The sequence below is a fragment of the Malikia sp. genome (assembly GCF_028687635.1).
Lineage (GTDB): Bacteria > Pseudomonadota > Gammaproteobacteria > Burkholderiales > Burkholderiaceae_C > Malikia.
The window spans coordinates 1-24,134 of sequence record NZ_JAQTZS010000002.1; the positions used below are offsets into that span (position 1 = coordinate 1).

The window sequence follows — 24,134 nt, forward strand, 5'->3', positions numbered from 1 at the left end:
CTGACCCCGAGTGCCGGCACCACGGCGGCCAGCAATGTCCTCACGCTGGACTACAGCGGCCTGGCGGACCTGGCCGGCAACGCGGGCACGGGCACGGCCACCAGCGGCAACTATGCGGTGGACACGGTTGTGCCTTCTGCTCCATCCATACCAGATTTGTCTACCGCCAGCGACACCGGCAGCTCCAGCAGCGACAACCTCACCCGCAACGCCACGCCCACCTTCACTGGCACGGCAGAGGCGAACAGCACGGTCACCCTCTACGACACCGACGGCGGCACGGTGCTGGGCACGGCCACGGCCGATGGTTCGGGCAACTGGAACATCATCGCCTCGCCTGCCCTCAGCGAGGGTGCGCACACGCTGACCGTCAAGGCGACGGACGCTGCGGGCAACGTGTCTGCGGCGTCGTCCAGCCTGTCGGTCACCATCGACACCACGGCTCCGAGCACCTCGGCCGCGCCCGATCTGGCCGCCGTCAGCGACACCGGCAGCTCCAGCAGCGACAACCTCACCCGCCACGCCACGCCCACCTTCACCGGCACGGCCGAAGTGGGTAGCACGGTCCAGCTCTACGACACCGATGGCGGCACGGTGCTGGGCACGGCCACGGCCGATGGTTCGGGCAACTGGAACATCATCGCCTCGCCTGCCCTCAGCGAGGGTGCGCACACGCTGACCGTCAAAGCCACCGATGCTGCGGGCGGTGTCTCTTCTGCTTCGCCTGGCCTGGCAGTCACCATCGACACCTTGGCGCCGACGCTGGCGATCAGCAGCAGCGTGGCGGCGCTCAAGGCGGGCGAGACGGCGAGCATCACCTTCACGTTCAGCGAAGACCCGGGCGGCAGCTTCGGCTGGGACGGCAGCAGCGGCGACCTGGTGGTGAGCGGCGGCACGCTGGGCGCGATTTCGGGCACGGGCCTGACGCGCACGGCGATCTTCACGCCGATGCCCAACCATGAAGGCGTGGCCAGCATCACGGTGGCCTCGGGCAGCTACACCGATGCGGCCGGCAACGGCGGCGGCGCCGGCGGCACGCCGTCGATCACCCTCGACACCTTGGCGCCGACGCTGGCGATTAGCAGCAGCGTGGCGGCGGTCAAGGCGGGCGAGACGGCGACCGTCACCTTCACCTTCAGCGAAGACCCGGGCGGCAGCTTCGGCTGGGACGGCAGCAGCGGCGACCTGGTGGTGAGCGGCGGCACGCTGGGCGCGATTTCGGGCACGGGCCTGACGCGCACGGCGACCTTCACGCCGATGCCCAACCATGAAGGCGCGGCAAGCATCACGGTGGCCTCGGGCGCCTACACCGATGCGGCCGGCAACGGCGGCGGCGCCGGCGGCACGCCGTCGATCAGCATCGACACCTTGGCACCGACGCTGGCGATCTGCGGCAGCGTGGCGGCGGTCAAGGCGGGCGAGACGGCGAGCATCACCTTCACGTTCAGCGAAGACCCGGGCAGCAGCTTCAGCTGGGACGGCAGTGCGGGCGACCTGGTCGTCAGCGGCGGCACGCTGGGCGCGATCAGCGGCAGCGGCCTGACGCGCACGGCGACCTTCACGCCGATGCCCAACCATGAAGGCGTGGCCAGCATCACGGTGGCCTCGGGCGCCTACACCGATGCGGCCGGCAACGGCGGCGGCGCCGGCGGCACGCCGTCGATCACCCTCGACACCTTGGCGCCGACGCTGGCGATCAGCAGCAGCGTGGCGGCGCTCAAGGCGGGCGAGATGGCGACCGTCACCTTCACCTTCAGCGAAGACCCGGGCGGCAGCTTCAGCTGGGACGGCAGTGCGGGCGACCTGGTGGTGAGCGGCGGCACGCTGGGCGCGATTTCGGGCACGGGCCTGACGCGCACGGCGACCTTCACGCCGACGGCCGGCCTGGCCTCGGGCGCGGCCAGCATCACGGTGGCCTCGGGCAGCTACACCGATGCGGCCGGCAACGGCGGCGGTGCCGGCGGCACGCCCAGCCTCAGCATCGACACCCTGGCGCCGACGCTGGCGATCAGCAGCAGCGTGGCGGTGGTCAAGGCGGGCGAGACGGCGACCGTCACCTTCACCTTCAGCGAAGACCCGGGCGGCAGCTTCGGCAGGGACGGCAGTGCAGGCGACCTGGTCGTCAGCGGCGGCACGCTGGGCGCGATTTCGGGCACGGGCCTGACGCGCACGGCGACCTTCACCCCGATGCCCAACCATGAAGGCGCGGCCAGCATCACGGTGGCCTCGGGCAGCTACACCGATGCGGCCGGCAACGGCGGCGGCGCCGGCGGCACGCCGTCGATCACCCTCGACACCTTGGCGCCGACGCTGGCGATTAGCAGCAGCGTGGCGGCGGTCAAGGCGGGCGAGACGGCGACCGTCACCTTCACCTTCAGCGAAGACCCGGGCGGCAGCTTCGGCTGGGACGGCAGCAGCGGCGACCTGGTGGTGAGCGGCGGCACGCTGGGCGCGATTTCGGGCACGGGCCTGACGCGCACGGCGACCTTCACGCCGACGGCCGGCCTGGCCTCGGGCGCGGCCAGCATCACGGTGGCCTCGGGCAGCTACACCGATGCGGCCGGCAACGGCGGCGGTGCCGGCGGCACGCCCAGCCTCAGCATCGACACCCTGGCGCCGACGCTGGCGATCAGCAGCAGCGTGGCGGTGGTCAAGGCGGGCGAGACGGCGACCGTCACCTTCACCTTCAGCGAAGACCCGGGCGGCAGCTTCGGCAGGGACGGCAGTGCAGGCGACCTGGTCGTCAGCGGCGGCACGCTGGGCGCGATTTCGGGCACGGGCCTGACGCGCACGGCGATCTTCACGCCGATGCCCAACCATGAAGGCGTGGCCAGCATCACGGTGGCCTCGGGCGCCTACACCGATGCGGCCGGCAACGGCGGCGGCGCGGGCGGCACGCCGTCGATCACCCTCGACACCTTGGCGCCGACGCTGGCGATTAGCAGCAGCGTGGCGGCGGTCAAGGCGGGCGAGACGGCGACCTTCACCTTCACCTTCAGCGAAGACCCGGGCGGCAGCTTCGCGATCGGTGATGTGACGGTCACGGGTGGCACAGCGGACACGCTGACCAAGGTCGATGCCAAGACCTACACGCTGGCGGTCACGCCGACGGCTGGCCTGGACGCGGGCACGCTCAGCGTGAGCACCAACGCCAAGCAGGTCAGCGACCTCGCGGGCAATGCGGGCATCGATGCCGCGCAAAGCCAGACCCAGGGCTACGATACCCAGGCGCCGACGATCACCTTCAGTGCGCTGACCTTGTCGGTTGACAGCGGTAGCAGCGCGAGCGACTTCGTGACGCAGACGATCAGCGCGACGCTGAGTGCGGCGCCGACGGTGGGCGACCAGATCTACGGCTCGCTCGACGGCGGCGCGAGCTGGACCGATGTGACGGCGCGGGTCAGCGGCACCGCCCTGAGCTGGACGGGCGTCACCCTCACCGGCTCCGGCACGCTCAAGCTCAAGGTCACCGATGTCGCAGGCAATGATGGCGCCGTGGCATCGCAGGCTTACACGCTGGACGCCACGGCGCCAGCGCAGCCCACGATCAGCTCCAGTGCGCTGACCCAGAGCGCCACCCCCACCATTGCGGGCACGGCAGAAGCCAACGCCCGCGTGACGGTGGCGATCGCGGGTGCCACCTACACGGTGCCGGCCGATTCCAGCGGCAACTGGAGTGTGAACACCGCCACGGCCACGCCCAGCAGCGGCACCCTGGCGCTCAACACCAGTGGCAGCAACGCGGTGAGCGTCACCGCCACCGATGCGGCGGGCAACACCAGCGCAGCGGCCAGCCAGTCGCTGGTGATCAGCACCGTTACGGGAGGGTCGGATACGGTGTCATTGCTAGCGAGCTCGGATACCGGTAGCTCCTCTACAGACGGCATCACGTCAGACGCCGCACCAATCGTTCGTGCGAGCTTGTCCGCGGGCAACGTACAAGGGGATGTGCTCCATCTCACTGAAGGTACCGTCGTTCTGGCGAGCCATACCTTGACTCAGCTAGACATTGAGCGTGGTTATGTTGACCTCAAGTCCAGTCTCTTGACGGGCGAAGGGCAGCACATCTTGTTTGCTACTTTGACATCTGGTGGTGCGGTTAATCCGAAGAGTGCCCAGTTGTCACTGAAGCTTGACACCACTGCTCCTGCCCCAGGAGGCGTTGGTTCAGCCATGTTGCCGCCAACAGCGTTGGTGCTCAGCGGGTTTGCCAGTGTTTCCGCTGGTGATGTGGTCAACGTATCCGTCAATGGCGCCACTTACGAAGTAAAAGTTGTCGGCGGAGCTTGGTCGCTGAATCTCAATACGGCTCAACCCGTGAGTGGGGTTCTGGCTCCATGGATCGCTGACCGTTCGTACGATGTCACCATCACAACGACCGATCTGGCTGGAAATAGCAACGCGTATACCAAAACACAGGCACTCACCATACTGGATGATCAGGCCAAGAGCGTAGCCATTACCAGCATGACGCGCGACAGTGGTGATGGCAGCACCGACTTTGTGACCAATGACGGTGGGGCAGGGCGTATTGTTCAAGGGACTGTCAGCGGTTCACTGACCTTGATGGAGAGCTTGCAGGTCACCTTCGATGGCGGTCTTGGCTGGCAATCGGCCAGCGTCAGTGGAACGAACTGGCAGGCTGTGGACAACAGCAGTCATTCCCAAAGTTGGGAAATCCAGGCGCGTTTGGTCAGCTTGACTACAGGGAGTGTCAAGGCACTCGATACCCAGACCGTTTCGCTGGATACCTCGGCACCCCCTTCGCCCATCGCAATTGCACTGGATGCGAATTCCGATACCCTGACCCAGGGAGGAACTCCAAACGATCGTGTCACCGCACAAACCCATCCCGTATTTGTCGTCACCTTGCCCGAAGGATTGCAACTGGGCGACAAGCTGCAAATGATCGCTGAAATTCCAAGATTGGGCACCACCAATCTGGAAGTCGTGTTGAAGGAGGTGGTGGTCGATCAAGCGTTGCTCGACAGCAAGCTCTGGCAAGACACGGTCGGTGCAACCAACTTCCCCGATGGGCAGTGGGTGACCGTCAAAGCGATTGCAAGAGACACCGCAGGCAACATCTCAGGGGCAGCCACGACCACCATCAAGGTCATCACAGATCTCGATGGCATCGGTTCTGGGATTGAGAGCCTTGATGGCAGCGCGCCACTGGATCTGAACGGGGACGGTATCGCCGACTCCTCGCAAGGGGATGTGACAACACTGCCGCTGTCATCGAGTGAGTTGGCCAAAGCATTGGAGGGACAGCAAGTCAGTCAATCGGTCTACGGCTCGATTGTGGCAGGTGATGCCAATGGCGATGGCATACCAGACCAACCCAACAGCATCCAATTCTCTGACGTGTCGCTCCTGCCACTGGCGGATTTGATCAATGCACAAGACCAGGCCACTGTCCTGGGGCCGAATCTGGGCACCGTCATGGATGTGCTCAGCTTTACCGCCACCGCAGACAGTAATAAAGACAGCTTGCCTGACGAGAGCGGATTCGTCGATGCGGATCCAGTGCGTGCCGGTCAGCAGGTTCGGTTCACCATCTTCTTGGGTAATTCAATCGTTAGCCCCACTAAAGTCTTCAAGATGGACGGTCAAGGTGTGTTGCGTGATTTCACCGCCGCCAGCACCGATCAAGACGGGGGAGTACTGGAAGATACCAATGCCGATGGCAGAGTCGATCGCCTTATTCTGACGATTACGGACAATGGCGAGTGGGATCAGGATCCAACTGAAGGTGTCGTCAAAGACCCCGTGTTCTTGGCTGCGCCCAATCTTGCGCCGGTCTTTGCAGAGCCCGCCGTATCTGTCTCCATGCTCGAGGGACAAACCGCAACAGGTGTTACGGTCGCGGCAACCGATGCAGATGGCGATGCCCTGCGCTACAGACTGTCTACACAAGCTGGTGATGACAGTGGCTTGTTCGCGATTGATGCCAGCACCGGAGCATTGAGTTTTGCCGCTCCACCGGACTATCTGAACCCCAACGGCGTAACGGGCACCAACACCTATCAGGCGACAGTACTTGCCGACGACGGTCGGGGTGGACAGGCCAGTGTGGCCATCATGGTCAACGTGAACGCACGCAACGTCGCGCCCATCTTTGCGGTCATGGGTCAAGCCTTGTCAATTCAGGAGGGAACGAAAACGGTAGGGGTATTCACCGCTACGGATGCGAATCAGGATACTTTGACTTACAGCTTGCCGGTCAACCAAGGCGATGATGCGGCACTGTTCAATATCGACCCTCATTCAGGTCAAGTCACTTTCCTGAACGCACCCAGTACTGCGGTTCCACAAGACAGCAACCACGATAACACCTACACCTTCAGTGTGGTGGCGAGCGATGGTGCATTGCAAACCCTGCAGCCTGTCTCGGTACAGGTGCAGGCCACCGGTGGCGGTAGTGGTGGCGGGCTTGACTCCACGCCACCGAGTCTGCTTTCGGCAGCCACCAGCAGTGACGGAACCCAACTGCTGTTGACCTACAGCGAAGTATTGTCAGCCAATGCGGCTACAGCGTCCGCATTCAGTGTCAGCGTCAATGGCAACGGGGTAGGTGTTAAGGACGTCATAGTCAGTGGCACGATAGTGGAGCTGACATTGACCGCCGCGATAGCCTACGGTCAAGGTGTGCAGGTGGCCTATGCCGATCCCACTGATCGCAACGATGACAACGCCATACAAGATGCCGCGGGCAATGATGCCCTGAGTATGGCATCGGTAGCTGTTGTCAATACCGTTGCCAATCAGGCGGGAAGCGGTGGAGGTGGTGGTACTGCTGGCAGTGATGATGACAACGACAATATTCCTTCCCAGATGGAGTCGCTTGCCCCCTCCCTACACGGTGGACTGGGTGATGGCAATGGTGACGGCATCGCCGACTCCTTGCAGGCTGCGGTTTCTTCCGTAGAAGTGCGAAACACCCCTGTCATCAGCCAGCATCCGGACGCTCCAGCGGTCTTTGTGACATTGGTAGCCGACTCTCACGCCGGTCTTGTGAACGAAGGATCTTCTGCCCACATCACCTCCTTTGCTCAAACAGATGCGCCGGCCAATTTGCCCAGTGTGGTGAAGATGCCTCTTGGATTGTTTGAATTCAGTGTTCAAACACAAGCAGGAAGCACTGAATCATTCAGCCTTTTTGTGGATGAAAATTTGAATGTCAATGGCTATTGGAAACAAGATGCATCCGGTACTTGGGTGAACTTGGCCAGTGCCAAGTATGGTGGACAAATGGTTCAAGAAGGCGAAAGGGTTCGTTTGGATTTCAGCCTTACTGATGGTGGTGAATTCGATGGAGACGGTCAAGCCAATGGGGTGATTGCTGATCCTGGTGCTGCTGGCTATGTCGACGTTGGTGTCTTGGGGTGGTCGCCGGTAAACAGTGCAGGCATTTTGGGGTGGACGCCAGAAGCCGTGGGACTGGTTGGGTGGTCACCGGTCAATGATGCGAATTGGTTCTGAGAATATCAGTTTTTATTTAAATGAAGGAGTATGCAAAATGCTTAATCAATGGATGCGTTGGATAGGTCTGGGCGCAGTAGGTGCTGCAGCCAGCCTGGCTGGGTGTGGCAGCGGTGGAAGTTCTGACCCCACAGATAACACAGTGTCAACCAATACATTGACTGCTGAGCAAGTGCAAGGTATCTGGCGCGGCAGTCTGAGTGCAGATGAAGTCAATACAGTGATCCTGCCAGACGGTCAAGCATGGGCAGTTGTGACCCATACGGATGGGTCACGTGAACTGTGGCAGAGCGACAAGTTACAACCTGCAGGTTCTACCTTGCAAGGTGATGGCAAACGTTACACTTTTAGTCTGACCAGTAACAGCGTCGCAGTCAGTAATTTTGGATTGACAGTCACCGCTGCTACACCAAAAACCAGTGTGACGGCCAGTACCAACAGTGGCACACAGAATTGGCCACTGTCACTGACGATCTACGACACACGCTACGACACACCGGCTAATTTCAATGAGTGGATTGGCAACTGGCAAACACAGAACGGTACGGCTAAAGTGACTTGGACCGTTTCCGGTACAGAAGTGGGTCAACGTAGTTTGACGGGTGTAGGCAGTGGTACAGGGCAAGACGATTGCACCTACAACGGGACACTGCGCACTCGCAATGAGAACAAGGCCGTGCTTGATGTCAACCTGACTCAGACTTGCAGCAGTGTCAATATCGTGTTCAAAGGCATTGGCATCATGTCCAGCAGCACCCGTGCAAGTCTGACTTTAGTCACACAGGATGCTCAATCAGCAGCCCTGTTGGCATTGACCAGGTAATAGGGGGCGATGGCGACTTGCGCCGCCCTTTCAGCCGCCCACTTTCAGCGGGCTGCGCCCCTCCAGCTGCTCCAGGTAGGCCCCCATGTGTTCGCCCTCCTGTTCCAGATAGCGCTCGACCGCGTCGGAAAACGCCGGATGCGCCAGCCAGTGCGCGCTCCAGGTGGTCACCGGCAGCAGCGCGCGCGCCATCTTGTGTTCGCCTTGCGCGCCGCCCTCGAATCTTTGCACGCCCTGCGCGATGCACCAGGCCAGCGGCTGGTAGTAGCAGGCCTCGAAATGCAGGCAGTCGACCCGCTCCAGTGCGCCCCAGTAGCGGCCATAGGCGGCCTCGGGGCTGTCGCTGTCGTCGCTCAGCGCGACCAGGCTGGCCGCGATGCGCGCGCCCGCCGCATTGCGCGCGATGAACAGCAGCCATTGCCCGGGCTGCTCGTGCCGCAGGTGCTCGAAGAAGTCGCGGCTCAGGTAGGGCCGGTTGCCGTGTTCGAGGTAGGTGCGCTCGTAGCAGCGGTAGAAGAAGTCCCAGTCCTCGCTTGTGATGTCTTTGCCGCGCCGCCAGTCGAAGCGCACGCCCGCATCCATCACCTTGCGCCGCTCCTGCCGGATCTTCTTGCGCTTGTCCTGCTTGAGCGTGGCCAGGAAATCCTCGAAGTCGGCGTAGCCAGGACCGGGCTGGTTCTGCCAATGGAACTGCACCGTCTGGCGCAGCAGCAGACCGGCCTCGCGGCAGGCGGCGATGTCCTGCGGCGCGCCGAACAGCAGGTGCAGCGAGGACAGCCCGAGTTGCTCGCAGTGCGCGATCAGCGCTTGCAGCAGCGCAGCGCGCGCCGTGGCGTCGAGGGCCAGCAGGCGCGGCCCCGGCACCGGCGTGAACGGCACCGCCACCAGCCCCTTGGGGTAGTAGGGCAGGCCGTTGCGCTCGTAGGCCTCGGCCCAGGCCCAGTCGAAGACATATTCGCCCCTGGAATGGCTTTTCAGGTAGAGCGGGGCGGCCGCCTGCAGCTCGCTGCCGCGCCAGAGCGTGACCCACTGCACGCCCCAGCCGGTCGCGGGCGCCGCGCAGCCGCTCTCATCCAGCGCGGCGAGGTAGTCGTGGCGCATGAAGGGGCCGCCCGCGCCGCCAGGCTGGCGCGCCAGCAGCGCGTTCCAGGCCCCGGCATCGATTTCCGAGGGCTGATCCAGCACCCGGGTGACATAATCCTCGGCAACGTTTTCGCATCCCATATACGGTATCGTCATGACCCTCCAGCTCTGCGTTGCGCAGCTCAATTTCGTCGTCGGCGACCTGGCCGGCAACGCGCAAAAAATCGTCGATGCCGCCCGCCAGGCCCATGCCGCTGGCGCCAGCCTGCTGCTGACGCCCGAGCTCGCCCTGTGCGGCTACGCGGCCGAGGACCTCTACCTGCGCCCGGCCTTCATCGCCGCCTGCGATGATGCCCTGCAAACCGTGGCCCGCGAGACAGCGGGGCTTTGCGGCCTGCATATCGTGGTCGGCCACCCGGCGCCGGCACCGGGCGGCGAGCGTGGCCGCAGCGTCTCGCGCGCGCCCTGCCTGAACGCCGCCAGCGTGCTGTTCGAGGGCCAGGTCACGCAGCGCCACGCCAAGCGCGAGCTGCCCAACTACCAGGTGTTCGACGAGCGGCGCTACTTCGTGCCGGGCGACGCGCCCTGCGTGTTCGAGGTCGCCGGCGCCAACGGCCAGAAGGTCAAGGTCGGCCTGCTGATTTGCGAGGACGCCTGGTTCGAGGCCCCGGCTGCCGATGCCAAGGCCGCCGGCGCCGAGCTGCTGGCGGTGATCAACGCCTCGCCCTTCCACGCCGGCAAGGGCGACGAGCGCGAGCAGGCCATGCGCCTGCGCGTGCTGGCCACCGGCCTGCCGCTGGTCTATGCCCATCTGGTCGGCGGCCAGGACGAGATCGTGTTCGAGGGCCGCAGCTTCGCGCTTGACCGCGATGGCGCGCTGGCCGCGCGCGCGCCGAGTTTCGCCGAGGACCTGTTCGCCGTCACGCTGCAGTCGCCGGCCGAGGCCGCGCTCAGCCCGTCGCGCTTCGGCGTCGTCGGCCCGATCGCGCCCGAGCAATCGCTTGAGGCCGACCTGTGGCACGCGCTGGTGCTCGGCGTGCGCGACTATGTCGGCAAGAACGGCTTTCCCGGCGCGCTGCTGGGGCTGTCGGGCGGCATCGACTCGGCGCTGGTGCTGGCGATCGCGGTCGACGCGCTGGGCGCCGACAAGTTGCGCGCGGTCATGATGCCCTCGCCCTACACGGCCGACATCTCCTGGATCGACGCGCGCGACATGGCCGAACGGCTGGGCGTGCGCTACGACGAGATCGCGATCGCCCCGCAGTTCGATGCCTTCCTGGGCTCGCTCGATCCGCTGTTCGAAGGCCGCCCCTTCGACACCACCGAGGAGAACATCCAGGCCCGCATTCGCGGCACCCTGCTGATGGCGCTGTCCAACAAGTTCGGCTCCATCGTGCTGACCACCGGCAACAAGAGCGAGATGGCGACCGGCTACTGCACGCTCTACGGCGACATGGCCGGCGGCTTCGCGGTGATCAAGGACGTGGTCAAGACCATGGTCTTCAGGCTGGCCTGGTGGCGCAACGCCAACGACCCCTACGGCACCGGCGCCAACCCGATCCCCGAACGCATCATCACGCGCCCGCCCAGCGCCGAGCTGCGCCCGGACCAGAAGGACCAGGACAGCCTGCCGCCCTACGAGGTGCTCGATGCCATCGTCGAACGCTACATGGAGGAGGACCAGTCCCCGGCCGAGATCGTCGCCGCCGGCTATCCCGCCGCGGCGGTCGAGCAGGTGGTGCGCCTGATCCGCTTCAACGAGTACAAGCGCCGTCAGTCGCCGGTCGGCATCCGCGTCACCCACCGCAGCTTCGGCAAGGACTGGCGCTACCCCAACACCAACAAGTACCGCGCCTGAGCTTCAGCCCGGCCGGGAGGCCGACCGGGAGCGTGATACAGTTTTAATCTGAGAATTTTCAATCCCTATTCCGGAGTCTTATCCATGAAGCAAATCACCGCCGTCATCAAACCCTTCAAGCTCGAAGAAGTGCGCGAGGCGCTGGCCGAGCAGGGCGTGACGGGGCTGACCGTGACCGAGGTCAAGGGCTTCGGCCGCCAGAAGGGCCACACCGAGCTCTACCGTGGCGCCGAGTACGTGGTCGACTTCCTGCCCAAGGTGCGCATCGAGCTGGTGGTCAAGAGCGATGATGTCGACCGCTGCGTCGACGCCATCATCCGCGCCGCGCGCACCGGCAAGATCGGCGACGGCAAGATCTTCGTCACCCCGGTCGAGCGCGTGATCCGCATCCGCACCGGCGAGCAGGACGAATCGGCGGTCTGATCAGACCTGTTCGAGACAGGCCGGCGACCCGATCCGGGCCGCCAGTGCCAGCGCGGGCAGCAACTCGCTGGCGCGGTCGCTCACGCGCAGCAGGTCCATCTGCCAGTCGCCCATGAAACCGGCCTGCACGCTCGACCGCAGGAAGGCCAGCAGGCCGTCGTAGTAGCCGCCCGCGTTGAGCAGCCCGATCGGCTTGTCGTGGTAGCCGAGCTGGCGCCAGGTCCAGACCTCGAACAGTTCCTCGAAAGTGCCGATGCCGCCGGGCAGGGCCAGGAAGGCGTCGGCGCGCTCGGCCATCAGGTGCTTGCGCTGGTGCATGTTGGCCACCACATGCAGTTCGGTGCAGCCGCCGTGCGCCGCCTCCAGCTCGACCAGCGCCTGCGGGATCACGCCGGTCACATGCGCGCCGGCTTGCAGCGCCGCGTCCGCGACCACGCCCATCAGGCCGTGGTGGCCGCCGCCGTAGACCAGCCGCGCGCCGCTCTCGCCGATCCAGCGGCCGACCTCGCGCGCCAGCGCCGCGTGCGCCGGGTCCCGGCCGGGGCGCGAGCCGCAGTAGACGCAGAGGGTGAAGGGGACTTTATCCTGGTTCGATCTGGTTTCCATGCCTGACATCATGCCAGCAGTTGGTGACACAGCGCCGCGATCCAGACCCCGGCGCACAGCAGCAGGCTCAGCAGCACGGCGGCGCTGCCCATGTCCTTGGCGCGCTTGGACAGCGCGTGCCACTCCGGGCCGATGCGGTCGATCGCGGTCTCGATGCCGCTGTTGAGCAGCTCGACCACCATGACCAGCACCACGGCGCCGATCAGCAGGCTGGTTTCGACCCAGCCGCGGCCCAGCCAGACCGCCGCCGGCAGCATGAGGAGCGCCGCGATCGCTTCCTGGCGGAAGGCCGTTTCCTGCCAGCCCGCGCGCAGGCCCGCGAGCGAATAGCCCAGCGCATGGCGTAACCGAGCCAGACCGTGGCGCCGCTTTTGCGCCTGCGGTGATTCGCGTCGCTCGGGGGTCGCCTGGGTGTTCATGAGGCGTTAACCTCCCAAGCCTCGGCCTTTAGGCCGGGGTGGTTGACCGTTGCCTTGTCTTGGCTTGCTTGAGCGCCGCGGCCGGATCGACCGGCGCGCAAACCAGCTCGGTGCCAGCCCAGGCATCGTGCCAGAACTGGCGGCGCGGGTGCAGGAAGGACAATGCCGCCCAGAGCGCCACCCAGGCCAGCGCCAGCCCCAGCAGCTCGGCGCCCTGCAGCCGCAGCAGCGCGCCGGCGGCCAGCGGCGGCAGCACCCAGATCCAGCTCAGCAGGTAGCGCAGCAGCGCCCGCCCTGTCGTCGGTGGCCGACCGTCCGGACCCAGCATGCGGATATGCCAGGTCCGCATCGGCAGCGTCTGGCCGTGGCGCCAGCACCACGAGAAGTAGATGCCCAGCACCAGGAAGATGAACCCCTGCTGCTCGGGGCGATTGTGCAGGGCGTGCCGGGTCTGCGTGACGAGGCCGAACAGCAGGCCGGCGACGAAGACGACGCCAAACAGCAGCACGCCCTCGTAGAGCCAGCAGGCCATGCGCCGGCGCAGCGTGGGGGTGGTGGGCAGGGGAGATCCGGGGGAGTGGGGGAGGGCTTGCTTGATCATGGCACGGAGGCGCCTGCTGTGGTCGGCGGTGAGGCTGGCAGGATCTGGATCTCGACGCGGCGGTTGCGCAGCCGGCCCTCGGGATCGGCGTTGCTCGCGACCGGCTGGGTCGCGCCACGGCCGATCGCGACCAGGCGCCGGTCCGCTATGCCCGACTCGACGAACAGCCGCACCACGCTGCTGGCCCGGGCGGCCGACAGCTCCCAGTTCGACGGGTATTGCGCGGAACGGATATCGAGGGTGTCGGTGTGGCCGACGACCTGGATGGTGTGCTGCGGGTAGGCTTGCAGCACGTCGGCGACGGAGCGCAAGGCTTGCAGGACCGATGGACTCAGATTGGCCTCGGCCGGTGGGAACAGGATGCCGGCATCGAAATCGATATGGATGGCCTGGGGCAGGTGCCGCACCTGGGCCGCCCCTTGCTGCAGCGTGATCGCCAGCCGCTTGGCCAGTTGCTCGGCGATCTGCTGCATCTCGTCCGGCGGGGGCGGGGCGTCGGTTGGCGCGACGGCGGCGCTCGACGCCTGGCTGTCCGGCTTGGCTGGGGCCTTTCCCTTGCTGGTGGCCTGGTCGAACGATTCCGACAGGTCCTGGTACTGGCCGCCCTGCAGCGAGAGCGCGTACATCACGACGAAAAAGGCAAACAGCAGCGTGATGAAGTCGGCATAGGACACCAGCCAGCGCTCGGCCGAATCGGTGTCATCGTCCTGGCGTCGATTCCTGCGGCGTCTCGTCATTTCAACGGCCCTGTTGCCAGTGGCTGTTCATGCGCTCCTCGATCACGCTGGAGTTCTCGCCCAGCGCGATGCTGACGAGCGCCTCGGCCAGCATCGTGCGCTTGATCAGCTCCAGCGCCAGTTGTTTCTTGAGCTTGTTGGCGATCGGCAGACAGACCAGGTTGGCCAGCCCCACGCCATAGATCGTGGCGACGAAGGCCACCGCGATCCCGCTGCCGAGCATGGCCGGCTCCCCGAGGTTGTCCATCACCCGCATCAATCCCAGCACGGCGCCCAGGATGCCGATGGTCGGCGCGTAGCCACCGGCGGCCTCCCAGACCCGGATCGACTGCCGCTCCCACTGCTCATAGCTGTCGATGTCGGTCTCCAGGATGGAGCGCAGGGTCTCGGGCGTGACGTTATCGACAATCATGCGCATCCCCTTGGCGATGAAGGGGTCGCGTTGGCCGGTCAGGTAGTTTTCGAGCTGCAGGAAGCCGTCGGCCCGGGCCGTCTTGCTCCAGCCCCGGATGGAGGCGATCAAGGCCTCGTGGAAGGGCGGTTGCGGCGCGAACGCCTTGCCCGCCAGACGCAGGCCGCGCCACATCGTGCCGGTGCCGCTTTGCAGCAGCACGGCGCCCAGCGTGCCGCCCAGCACGATCACCATCGCGGCCGGCTGGACCAGCGCGCTCAACTTGCCACCCTCGACCCATTGGCCGCCCGCGATCGCCACCAACGCCAGCACCAAGCCGGCTAAACTGCCCCAGTCCATTCTTGTTTCCTCAGGTGGTTGCGCAGACGTGCCACCGCCTGGCTGTGTAGTTGCGAGACGCGCGACTCGGTCACACCGAGCACGGCGCCGATTTCCTTCAGATTGAGCTCCTGCTCATAGTACAGCCCCATGAGCAGTTTCTCGCGCTCGGGCAGGGCCGCGATGGCCTCGATCAGCGCCGCGCGAAAGCCGTCCTGCAGCAAGGCCTGCAGCGGGTCTTGCGAGCTGTCCTGGCAATGCCGGTCGAGGAAATGGTCGCTGCTGTCGTCGCCGCCCGACTTGAAGTCGTCGAAATAGACCAGCTGGTGGCCGGCGCCGTCGCTGAGTTTTTGCTGGTAGTCGGCCAGCGTGAGCTGGAGCTTGGCGGCGATCTCGGCTTCGCTGGGCGCCCGCAGCAGCTCCTGTTGCAGCTCGCTCAGCGCCGACTCGATCTGACGCATGTTCTGGCGCGCGCTGCGCGGCAGCCAGTCCTGGCTGCGCAGCTCGTCGAGCATGGCACCACGGATGCGCTGCACCGCATAGGTTTCGAACTGTGCGGTCTGGGTCGCCTCGTAGCGGCTCATGGCATCGAGCAGACCGATCGTGCCGGCCTGGATCAGGTCGTCGACCTCGACGTTGGCGGGTAGCCTGGCCTTGAGCTGGTAGGCCAGCTTCTTGACCAGCGGGATATGCTCCTGCAGCCAGCTGTTGCTGCCTGTCCTGCCTTTGGCGTTGTACACGGCGTCAAGCCCTCCGTGCAGCCGCCATGCCAGCAGACGAAAAATCAGGCATGCCCTGGATGCTGCTCATCAGCTGCGTGGCCATCCTGCGGAAGGCGACCGAGGCCTCCGCCTGCGGCTGGCTGCTCACGAGCGCGCGCCCCATCGACTCGGCCTGCAGCAGCTGCTCGTCGGCCGGGATGCTGCCCAGCGAGGTCAGGGTGATCTCCAGATAGCGGCTGGCGGCCTGCGCCATGTTTTGCTGCACCAGCTCGGCCTGCTGCGTCGTGGCGCCGACCACCAGCAGGTAGCACGGGCGCTTGTCCAGCCTGGCTTGCAGGGCCTTGATCTGGCTGTAGGCCCGCTTGATCGAGGACGCCGCCGTCGAGGTCAGCACGATCACTTCGCTTTGCGCGATCTCAGGCAGCACGAAGGGGTCGTCCTGTTCGAGTTCGATGTCGATCAGCCAGTAATTGGAGTCGGGCTTGAGCGTGCGCAGCAGCAGCGACAGCATGTCGAGCTCATCCGCCTGCAGGCTATCCCTCAATGGCATGCGGCTGAGCTGCGCCAGACGAACGCCTGGCGCCTGCTCGCGCAGCGCCAGCTCATGGTTCAGCCCCTGTTGCGCCACGCTCAGCAAGCAGCTGCCCAGAGCGGGGAAGGCATGGGTGGCGATGCCCGTGCTGGTCTGGCTGGCATCGAGCAGCTGTACCGCGCTGCCGGCATTGACCAGGGCGGCGGCCAGGTTCAGCAGCACGGCATTCTTGTGCGACGCACTGACGGCCGACAGCACCGCCAGGCGGCGTGGTTGCTGCGCGCCCAGTATGCGCCGCAGTCCCTCGGCTTGGTCCAGGCCCCGGTTATCCAGCATGGTGACCTCGGTTCGATGCTTCGGTGCGGACCGCTTCCGCGGCCATCACGGCCGGCAGTTCGCTGTCCTTGTAGCGCGTGGCGCTGGCCGATTTGCGATGCTGGAACGCGCGCGCGACCAGCAGGCTGGCATCGGCCAGTTGCAGGTCTTCGGGCACGCGCTGGCCGGTCGCCATGTAGCACAGCCGCAGCTTGTGGCGCAGCACGACATCGAGCACATTGCTCAGCGTGGCCGCCTCGTCCATCTTGGTGATGATGCAGCCGTCCAGGCCCGAGCCGCGATAGGCTTGCACCACCTCGTTGAGCGTCTCGATCGTGCTGGTGCTGCTCAGGCACAGCAGTCGCTTGACTGGAACCTTCGTGCCCGAGAGCATGGCGATATGCTCGGCCACCATCTGGTCGCGTTGGCTCATGCCCACGGTATCGATCAGGATCATGTGCTTGCTCTTGAGGTCTTCCAGCGCGACTTGCAACGCCTGCTCGTTCTTGACCGAGTGCACCATGACACCCAGGATCTGGCCATAGATGCGCAGCTGCTCGTGCGCGCCGATCCGGTAGCTGTCCGTGGTGATCAGGGCCAGCTTGCCGGGCCCATGCCGCATCACGCAGCGAGCCGCCAGCTTCGCGGTGGTGGTGGTCTTGCCGACCCCGGTGGGGCCAATCAGTGCATAGATGCCACCGTCCTTGAGCAGCTCGTCCTCGTTGCCCAGCACGGACAGCTCGCCTATCAGCATCTCCTTGGCCTTGGCCAGTCCCTGCTCGACGTCCAGCTCGGCCGGGATGTCGTCGGTCAGCTGACGCGCCAGCGTGGCGCTGAAGCCCATGCTGAGCAGTTCCTTGAGGATGCCGGCCTTGTTCGGGCTGCGCTGTCGCTGGCCACTCCACGCCAGCTGCGTTTCCAGCGCGCCGCGCATGGCGCGGATCTCGTCCATCACCACATTGAGGTCTTCGCTGGACTGGGGTTCCGCCAGTTTGGTGTCCGCCAGTCTGGGGTCCGCCGCTGTCTCCGGCGCGCCGTCGATGACCGAGAACAGCTCCTGCTCGCTGCAGGCCAGGATTTCGACGCCATCGTCCACATTGCGGTTGGACATGATCATGGCATCCGGCCCGAGCGCTTCACGCACCAGGCCCAAGGCCTCGCGCGCGGTGGCGCCGTTAAAACGATGGATCTTCAACTTGAGGCTCCAACAAGATTGGTCACTTTAATGGTTCGGGAGTCCGGCAGTTCGGCATGCGACAGCACCTTCAGCTGTGGCAGGTTGCGGCGCAGGAAGCGCGCCAGCATGGTCCGCAGCGGTGCTGGCACCAGCAGCACGGGCGTATAGCCCAGTTGCTCCTGCTGCTGCGCTGCCTGCGCGGTTTGTGTTGCGATGGTATCCGCCAGACCCGGCTCGATGCCGCCGCCGTCCATGCCCTGGGTTTGCAGGGCTTGCAGCAGCATCCGTTCGAGACGGTTGTCCAGCGCCATCACGGGCAGCTCCTGGTTGCCGGGAGCAATCTGCTGCACGATGGCGCGTCCCAGCGCGACGCGCACCACGGTGGTCAGGGCGCCTGCATCCTGGCTTTGTGGAGCATATTCGATCATGGTTTCAATAATGGTTTGCATGTCGCGGATATGCACGCCCTCGACTAGCAGGTTTTGCAACACCTTTTGCAAGGTGGCCAGGGGCAGCAGCTTGGGCACCAGGTCCTCGATCAGTTTCGGCGTGGTTTTTCCCATGTGCTCGATCAGCGCCTGCAGTTCCTGGCGACCCAGCAGCTCGGCTGCATGGAGCGACATCAGGTGGTTCAGGTGGGTCGCCACGACCGTTCCGGCGTCGACCACGGTATAGCCCATGGATTGGGCCTGCTCGCGCAAATGGGCATCGATCCAGACCGCGGGCAAGCCGAACGCCGGATCGGCCACCGGTTCACCGGGCAGCTGGCCTGACACCATCCCCGGATCGATTGCCATGAACTGACCGGGGTGCGACTCGCCCGCGCCGATTTCCACGCCCTTGAGCGTGATTCTATAGTCTGAAGGCCGCAGCTCCAGGTTGTCCCGGATATGGATGGCCGGCGGCAGGAAGCCGACTTCCTGGGCAAATTTCTTGCGTATGCCCTTGATGCGTCGCAGCAGTTCGCCATCCTGGTCCTTGTCGACCAGGCTGACGAGTCGGTAGCCGACCTCCAGCCCCAGGGCCTGGATCGGCGCCACGTCCTGCCAGCTGGCTTCTTCCTGTTCGGAGGCAGGCATCGGCATCGGCTCCGCCTGGGCTTCCTGCTTGCCGAGCGCCGCCCCTCGGGAGAAGTGGTAGCCCACCCCGCCGATCAAGGCCGCCAGCAACCAGAAGGCCAGATGCGGCATGCCGGGGATCAGGCCCAGGCCACCGATGATGGCTGCCGTGATGTAGAGCACCTCGGGCTTCATCACCATCTGGTTCATCAACTGGCTGCCGATGTCCTGATCGTTGGCCACGCGCGACACCACGGCACCGGCGGCGACGGAAATGATCAGCGAGGGCAATTGGGCGACCAGGCCGTCGCCGATCGCCAGCAGGGTATAGGTCTCGATGGCGCGGCCGAATGCCATGTCGTGCTGGAGCATGCCGACCAGCAGTCCTCCCACCATGTTGACGACCGTGATCACGATGCCAGCGACCGCGTCCCCGCGCACGTATTTGCTGGCGCCGTCCATGGCGCCGTAGAACTCCGCTTCCTGCGCGACCTCGGTGCGGCGCTTGCGTGCCTCCGCCTCGCCGATCAGGCCGGCATTGAGGTCGGCATCGATCGCCATTTGCTTGCCCGGCATCGCGTCCAGCGTGAAGCGCGCGCCGACCTCGGCGATCCGCCCCGCGCCCTTGGTCACCACCACGAAGTTGATGATCGTGAGAATGATGAAAACCACCAGACCGACCAGATAGTTGCCGCCGATCAGGAAATGCCCGAACGCCTCGACGACCTTGCCGGCGGCATCGGCGCCCGTGTGGCCGTTGGTCAGCACCACGCGAGTCGATGCGACGTTGAGCGACAGCCGCAGCATCGTGGTCAGCAGCAGCACGGCCGGGAACACCAGGAAATCCAGCGGCCGCACCGTGTAGAGCGCCGTCAGCAGCACGACGATCGAGACCGCGATGTTGAAGCTGAAGAAGATGTCCAGCACGAAGGAGGGCACCGGCAGCATCATCAGCCCGAGCATGATGATCACCAGGCCTGGCGCGGCCAGGGCCCTGCCGTTCAGCTGTGCCAACCAGCTTGGCAGCGGTCTCATGCACCGGCTCCCTGGTCGGCACGGGCTTGTTGCGGATCCAGGCTGGCCGGCACGCTCACCTGCTCGGGTTGCACCGGCTCAATCCCGCCATGAGTCTGGTAGGCGCGCAGCTGGAACACATAGGCCAGCACCTGGGCCACGGCCGTGTAGAGGGGCGCGGGGATTTCCTGATCGATTTCCGCGTGCTGGTAGAGCGCGCGCGCCAGCGGGGGCGCTTCCATCACGACGATCCCATGCTCCTGGGCGATCGCGCGTATCTTGTCGGCGACCTCGTTCAGGCCCTTGGCCACCACCAAGGGGGCGTGGGTGGCGTTTTCCGGGTATTTCAAGGCGACGGCATAGTGGGTCGGGTTGGTCACCACCACGTCGGCGGTCGGTACCTGAGCCATCATGCGTTTGCGTGCCATTTCTCTCTGCTGAGCACGAATCTTGGCCTTGATCTCGGGATTTCCTTCCGATTCCTTGGCTTCGTCGCGAATTTCCTGGCGAGTCATCATCAACTTCTTGGCGTGACTCCACATCTGGTAGGGGGCGTCGATCAGGGCGATCACGGCCAGCGCGCCTACCATCAAGGTCAGGCATCGCAGCAGCAGTCGGGCATGCTGGGCGCTACCGGCCTCGGGGGCTTGTGCGCTCAGTGCCAGCATGTCTTCCAGCTGGGTCGATATGACCATCCAGGCCGTGCAGCCGACCAGCACGGTCTTGGCCAGCGCCTTGAGCAGTTCCATCAGCGAGCGCATGGACAGCATGTTGCCCAGCCCTTGCATCGGATTGAGTTTGCCGAAATCCGGGGCCTGAAAGTTGAACAGCCAGCCACCGATCAACAGTGGCGACGCCAGGGCGGCCAGCAACAACAGACCGGCCAGCGGCCCGAACGCGAAGAGCAGACCCTGGAGTTGAACGCCCCAGTCCATGGCCTGTTGCGCCCAATCCCAGCTGCGCGGGCTTTGTACCTGCAGGCCGTGCCTGAGCAACTGCTTGAGCTGCCGGATCATGGCATCCCCGCTGAGCCAGAAACCTGCAACGGCAGCCATCAGAACCGCAAAAGTGGCAAGCTCGCGCGACCTCGGGATGTTGCCTTCCTCGCGCGCCTTTTCTAGGCGCCGGGGTGATGCTGGTTCTGTTTTTTCGAGATCGCTATCTTCTGCCAAGTGAGAGTTCCTGGGCTGTTTGCGCGCAAGGCAGCAGTTCGCCAACGAACCAGGATTATCGCTGGCTCGCTGGCTAGATCAAGCACGGAGCAATGGCGGAAAACGTCGGTTGCTTGCTGGTTTGTCTGGAATGGGTGAATTCGTCGTCACCGTGGATTGTATCGGACTACAGCTTGAATGCCGATATCCGCTGCACCAGTTCCTGGGCCTGCTCCTGGAGGCCGGCGGCGGCGGCGGCCATTTCCTCGACCAGCGCGCCGTTTTGCTGGGTGGCGCGATCCATCTGCCCCACGGCTTCTCCGATCTGGTTGACGCCCGAGCTCTGCTCGGCGCTCGCCGCGCTGATCTCGCCCACGATGTCCGTCACGCGGCGGATGCTGTTGACCACCTCGTTTATCGTCGCGCCGGCCTGATCGACCTGCTGCGTGCCTTGCTCCACCCGTTCGACGCTGGCGGTGATCAGTCCCTTGATCTCCTTGGCCGCCTCGGCGCTGCGCACGGCCAGGCTCCTGACCTCGGCGGCCACCACCGCGAAACCACGGCCTTGCTCGCCGGCCCGCGCGGCCTCGACCGCGGCATTGAGCGCCAGGATGTTGGTCTGGAAGGCGATGCCGTCGATCACGCCGATGATGTCGCCGATGCGGCGCGAGCTCTCCTGGATGCCCTTCATGGTATCGACCACATGGCTCACGGCCTGGCCGCCCTGGACGGCCACCGCGCTGGCGCTTTGCGCGAGCTGGTTGGCTTGGCGCGCGTTGTCCGAGTTCTGGCGCACGGTCGAACCCAGCTCCTCCATCGAGGCCGAGGTCTGTTCGAGCGCGCTGGCCTGGTTCTCGGTCCGGGACGACAGGTCCATGTTGCCCTGGGCAATCTGTGTGCTGGCCGATGCCAGGCTTTCGGCACCGTTGCGCACCTGCAGCACCAGGGTGGCGAGCTGATCGCGCATGCTCTGCAGTCCGGCTAGCAGGTTTTCCTGTCCGGGGTAGCTGATCTGGATCGGCGTGCTCAGATCACCGGCGGCGATGCGCTTGGTGATCTCGGTGGCATAGCCAGGTTCTCCGCCCAGTTGCCGCAGGATGCTGCGGGCAATCAGCCAGGCCAGCAGCAGCATGGCGGCCATCAGCCCGATGACGCCCGCGGCGAAGATGCTGGCGCGCTTGGCTATCGTGGCATCCACGCTGTCCACATACACGCCCGAGCCTATGCTCCACTCCCAGTTTGGAATGCCCTTGAGAAACGACACCTTGGGTTGCGGGGTGTCGCGGCCGGGCTTGGGCCACTGATAACTGACGAAGCCTTCGCCGTGGCGCTGGACCACGTTGGCCATTTCCTGGAAGAACAGCTTGCCGTCCGGGTCCTTGCTGGCGCTCATGTCCTGGCCGTTGAGCTTGGGCTGGATCGGGTGCATCAGCATCTGGGTCCGCTGCTGGACCCAGAAGTAGTCGTCCTTGTTGTAGCGCAGGCTCTTGATGGCGGCCAGCGCCAGTGCTTGAGCCTGCTCGCGTGGCAGACTGCCCTGGCGCTCAAGCGCCTCGAAATGCGTCGCGATACCGTGGGCGGTTTCGACCGCCTGCCGGACGCTGTTCTTGCGCTCCTCGAGTATCAGCCCATGCTCCGTGAACAGGAAGGCTGCCGTCAGCAGCGCAATGCCGAGCAAGGCGCCGACCGCCAGGAAGGTCAGTCGCGCGGCGACGGATAAGTTTTTTTTCTTGAGCATGATTCAGACCTTCCGATGGAGCCGTGGCTTGAAGACTGCGCCCCACGGGGATGTGGCACGGGTTAACCGACCACCGTGTTGAAGGTGGAGTGAGTGGAGCTTGCGCCTCTGGGGCCGTACAGGTTGACTGAATTGCGCGACTGCAGGGCCTGGAGCGCGGACTGATTGCGCGAGGCGAGCTGGTGTATCAACAGACCGTTGGTGCGGTTGAGCTCCTTGGCAACCGTCAACTGGCTCAGCAACCGCTCCCATGCGGCTTGAGCACTGGTTTCGCCCTGCTGCTGCAGCCACAGCGCCATGCTGCGGTCATCGGCCGGCAGACCCTGCTGCGCCAGGCAGGCCAGCCTGCGTTGGCGCACCTCAAAGAACTGCGTGACCAGCTCGCCCTTGCGCTGGCTGCTCGATTGTAGCGATGCGAGATCACGGTCCAGCAAGGCGGCTTCTTCCTGCCCCAGGGTTGCGAGCAGTTGTCCGGTCAGCCGCAGCTCCTGCTCCAGGCATTGCGTGAGTGTCGCGCTGGCGCTGTTCATGTCAGGCCGTGCGCGTACGGGAGCGGATCAGGTTGGCGGCCGTATCGATCAGGCCGTCGGCCACCTTGCCGACATTGACCTCGAAGCGACCCTCGGCGATCGCGGTCTTGATGGACTGCACTTTCTGGGCGTCGAAACTGCTGCTGGACCTTTGCGCTTCGAGCGCCTGCAGCTGATTGGATACCTGGATCTGGGTGCCCGCGCTGACCGGTTTGCCGCTTTCGGTCTTGCTGATCTTGGCGCTGGCAAAGCTAGGCAGGACTTGGGCGGGCTGACCCACGGGATGGTTGATTTTCACGGTTTTTCCTGGCTAGAAAAGAGCGGGCTTCTGACTTATTGCTGTCGTTAACGGCAGCCCGGGTGCCAACTTTAGGCTGTCGGAGTGGGCAGGACCTCAGGGGGTGACGCTGACCATGCCGCTGGGCAGCGCCACGCCCTGGATGATCTGGCCGGAGCCGTTGCGTACCTGCACGCGCTGTCCGCTCATCGCATTGCCCATGGCGCGCCCCTCCGTGTGGATGCTGAAGCCTGGTCCGCTGGCGATCAGCTTGACCGTCTGCCCCGCTGAAATCACCAGCGTGTCACGTATCAGGACCGCGCGTAGAATGGTTCCTGCTTCCAGGGGCTGTCGCAGCGTGCGCCCGAGCAGTTGTTGCGGGTCGGAGATCGCGCCTGCTGGCAGATCCTCGGAATGGGCCCGGCGTGCTTCGAGATCCTCAAGCTGCAACTGGTGCCCGGCCTGCAGCGGGTCCTTGGTGACATAGTGGGCCTTGGCCTCGCTGACGCTGGCATTGGCGTAAACGGTCCAGGGCTTGGGCGACAGGCAGCGCATGCCCACCCGCATGGAGCCGCTCAGGGCGGGCGCGGGCGCGGGCAGGAAGAATTGGGGTGCCGGGCAGGCGGGCAGGCGTAGCTGAGGATCCAGCGGCTGAACCCGGATGCGGGCGTCGCTTGCCGGACTGAACTGGTTGGCGAGGAACTGACCGGCCTGGGTCATGAGTTGCGCGTGGTCATGCAGCTTGTCCGCGATCTGAGTCCAGCCCAGGGGCGTCATCAGGCAGGCGGCCAGCAGTAGCAACAAGGATTTCATGATGGTGCAGTCTACGTCGATTCGCAGGTCCTGGCGCCTGACTAA

General features: G+C 64.9%; 18 protein-coding genes and 1 pseudogene. 5 read left to right on the top strand and 14 right to left on the bottom strand.

All coding sequences use genetic code 11. From position 1 onward, the window contains the following. Together PHR85_RS01495 and PHR85_RS01500 are read left to right on the top strand one after the other, a co-directional pair. A complete protein-coding gene (locus PHR85_RS01495; RefSeq protein WP_367278690.1) occupies nucleotides 1-7,482 on the top strand; it encodes an Ig-like domain-containing protein in 7,482 nt (2,493 codons plus the stop codon). After that, entirely contained in the window at nucleotides 7,463-8,305 is an 843-nt protein-coding gene (locus tag PHR85_RS01500; protein ID WP_300049591.1) for a hypothetical protein, read from the top strand. Before PHR85_RS01495 ends, PHR85_RS01500 begins: the two co-directional genes overlap by 20 nt. Nucleotides 8,306-8,335: 30 nt before the next feature. On the opposite strand, the gene PHR85_RS01505 is transcribed toward PHR85_RS01500, so the two are convergent. Further along, entirely contained in the window at nucleotides 8,336-9,529 is a 1,194-nt protein-coding gene (locus tag PHR85_RS01505; RefSeq protein ID WP_300049593.1) for a GNAT family N-acetyltransferase, read from the bottom strand. Nucleotides 9,530-9,542: 13 nt separating this feature from the next. Between PHR85_RS01505 and PHR85_RS01510 the strand changes: the two genes are divergently transcribed. After that, nucleotides 9,543-11,246: an NAD+ synthase gene (locus PHR85_RS01510; RefSeq protein ID WP_300049595.1), complete on the top strand. Its 1,704-nt coding sequence runs from the start codon at nucleotides 9,543-9,545 to the stop codon at nucleotides 11,244-11,246. Between the two features lie 84 nt (nucleotides 11,247-11,330). Further along, nucleotides 11,331-11,669: a P-II family nitrogen regulator gene (locus PHR85_RS01515; RefSeq protein ID WP_300049597.1), complete on the top strand. Its 339-nt coding sequence runs from the start codon at nucleotides 11,331-11,333 to the stop codon at nucleotides 11,667-11,669. Here PHR85_RS01515 and PHR85_RS01520 read toward each other — a convergent pair whose 3' ends face one another. The 6 genes from PHR85_RS01520 to PHR85_RS01545 are packed head-to-tail and all read right to left on the bottom strand — an operon-like array spanning nucleotide 11,670 to nucleotide 15,502. Further along, nucleotides 11,670-12,275, bottom strand: coding sequence for a TIGR00730 family Rossman fold protein (locus PHR85_RS01520; protein ID WP_300049599.1), 606 nt, complete (start codon nucleotides 12,273-12,275; stop codon nucleotides 11,670-11,672). It abuts the gene before it with no gap. An 8-nt stretch (nucleotides 12,276-12,283) separates the two neighbouring features. Beyond that, nucleotides 12,284-12,694, bottom strand: coding sequence for a diacylglycerol kinase (locus PHR85_RS01525; RefSeq protein ID WP_300049601.1), 411 nt, complete (start codon nucleotides 12,692-12,694; stop codon nucleotides 12,284-12,286). Between the two features lie 28 nt (nucleotides 12,695-12,722). Then, nucleotides 12,723-13,295 carry an RDD family protein gene (locus PHR85_RS01530; RefSeq protein ID WP_300049604.1) on the bottom strand — a complete coding sequence of 191 codons (573 nt, stop codon included), beginning with the start codon at nucleotides 13,293-13,295 and terminating at the stop codon, nucleotides 12,723-12,725. Next, the gene (locus PHR85_RS01535; protein ID WP_300049606.1) at nucleotides 13,292-14,032 is read right to left on the bottom strand and encodes an OmpA family protein; all 741 of its coding nucleotides are present in this window, start codon (nucleotides 14,030-14,032) and stop codon (nucleotides 13,292-13,294) included. The genes PHR85_RS01530 and PHR85_RS01535 overlap by 4 nt, the downstream gene beginning before the upstream one ends. 1 nt (nucleotide 14,033) lies before the next feature. Next, entirely contained in the window at nucleotides 14,034-14,783 is a 750-nt protein-coding gene (locus tag PHR85_RS01540; RefSeq protein ID WP_300049608.1) for a flagellar motor protein, read from the bottom strand. After that, complete coding sequence (locus PHR85_RS01545; protein WP_300049610.1) at nucleotides 14,765-15,502, bottom strand: RNA polymerase sigma factor FliA; 738 nt, start codon at nucleotides 15,500-15,502, stop codon at nucleotides 14,765-14,767. The genes PHR85_RS01540 and PHR85_RS01545 overlap by 19 nt, the downstream gene beginning before the upstream one ends. 411 nt (nucleotides 15,503-15,913) lie before the next feature. Between PHR85_RS01545 and PHR85_RS15210 the strand changes: the two are divergent. Continuing rightward, a pseudogene (locus PHR85_RS15210) lies at nucleotides 15,914-15,970 on the top strand (hypothetical protein); the annotation flags it as partial. A 371-nt stretch (nucleotides 15,971-16,341) separates the two neighbouring features. Here the strand turns inward: PHR85_RS15210 and flhF are convergent. The 7 genes from flhF to flgA form a co-directional block, all read right to left on the bottom strand. Beyond that, entirely contained in the window at nucleotides 16,342-17,526 is a 1,185-nt protein-coding gene (flhF, locus tag PHR85_RS01555) for a flagellar biosynthesis protein FlhF (RefSeq protein ID WP_300049614.1), read from the bottom strand. Continuing rightward, entirely contained in the window at nucleotides 17,523-19,601 is a 2,079-nt protein-coding gene (flhA, locus tag PHR85_RS01560) for a flagellar biosynthesis protein FlhA (protein ID WP_300049616.1), read from the bottom strand. Before flhA ends, flhF begins: the two co-directional genes overlap by 4 nt. After that, a complete protein-coding gene (flhB, locus tag PHR85_RS01565; protein WP_367278692.1) occupies nucleotides 19,598-20,797 on the bottom strand; it encodes a flagellar biosynthesis protein FlhB in 1,200 nt (399 codons plus the stop codon). The genes flhA and flhB overlap by 4 nt, the downstream gene beginning before the upstream one ends. 121 nt (nucleotides 20,798-20,918) lie before the next feature. Then, entirely contained in the window at nucleotides 20,919-22,469 is a 1,551-nt protein-coding gene (locus PHR85_RS01570; protein ID WP_300049620.1) for a methyl-accepting chemotaxis protein, read from the bottom strand. Nucleotides 22,470-22,531: 62 nt separating this feature from the next. Next, a complete protein-coding gene (locus PHR85_RS01575) occupies nucleotides 22,532-22,999 on the bottom strand; it encodes a flagella synthesis protein FlgN (RefSeq protein ID WP_300049622.1) in 468 nt (155 codons plus the stop codon). Nucleotide 23,000: 1 nt separating this feature from the next. Next, complete coding sequence (gene flgM / locus PHR85_RS01580; protein ID WP_300049624.1) at nucleotides 23,001-23,297, bottom strand: flagellar biosynthesis anti-sigma factor FlgM; 297 nt, start codon at nucleotides 23,295-23,297, stop codon at nucleotides 23,001-23,003. A 96-nt stretch (nucleotides 23,298-23,393) separates the two neighbouring features. After that, complete coding sequence (gene flgA / locus PHR85_RS01585) at nucleotides 23,394-24,080, bottom strand: flagellar basal body P-ring formation chaperone FlgA (RefSeq protein ID WP_300049626.1); 687 nt, start codon at nucleotides 24,078-24,080, stop codon at nucleotides 23,394-23,396. Nucleotides 24,081-24,134 lie beyond the last annotated feature (54 nt).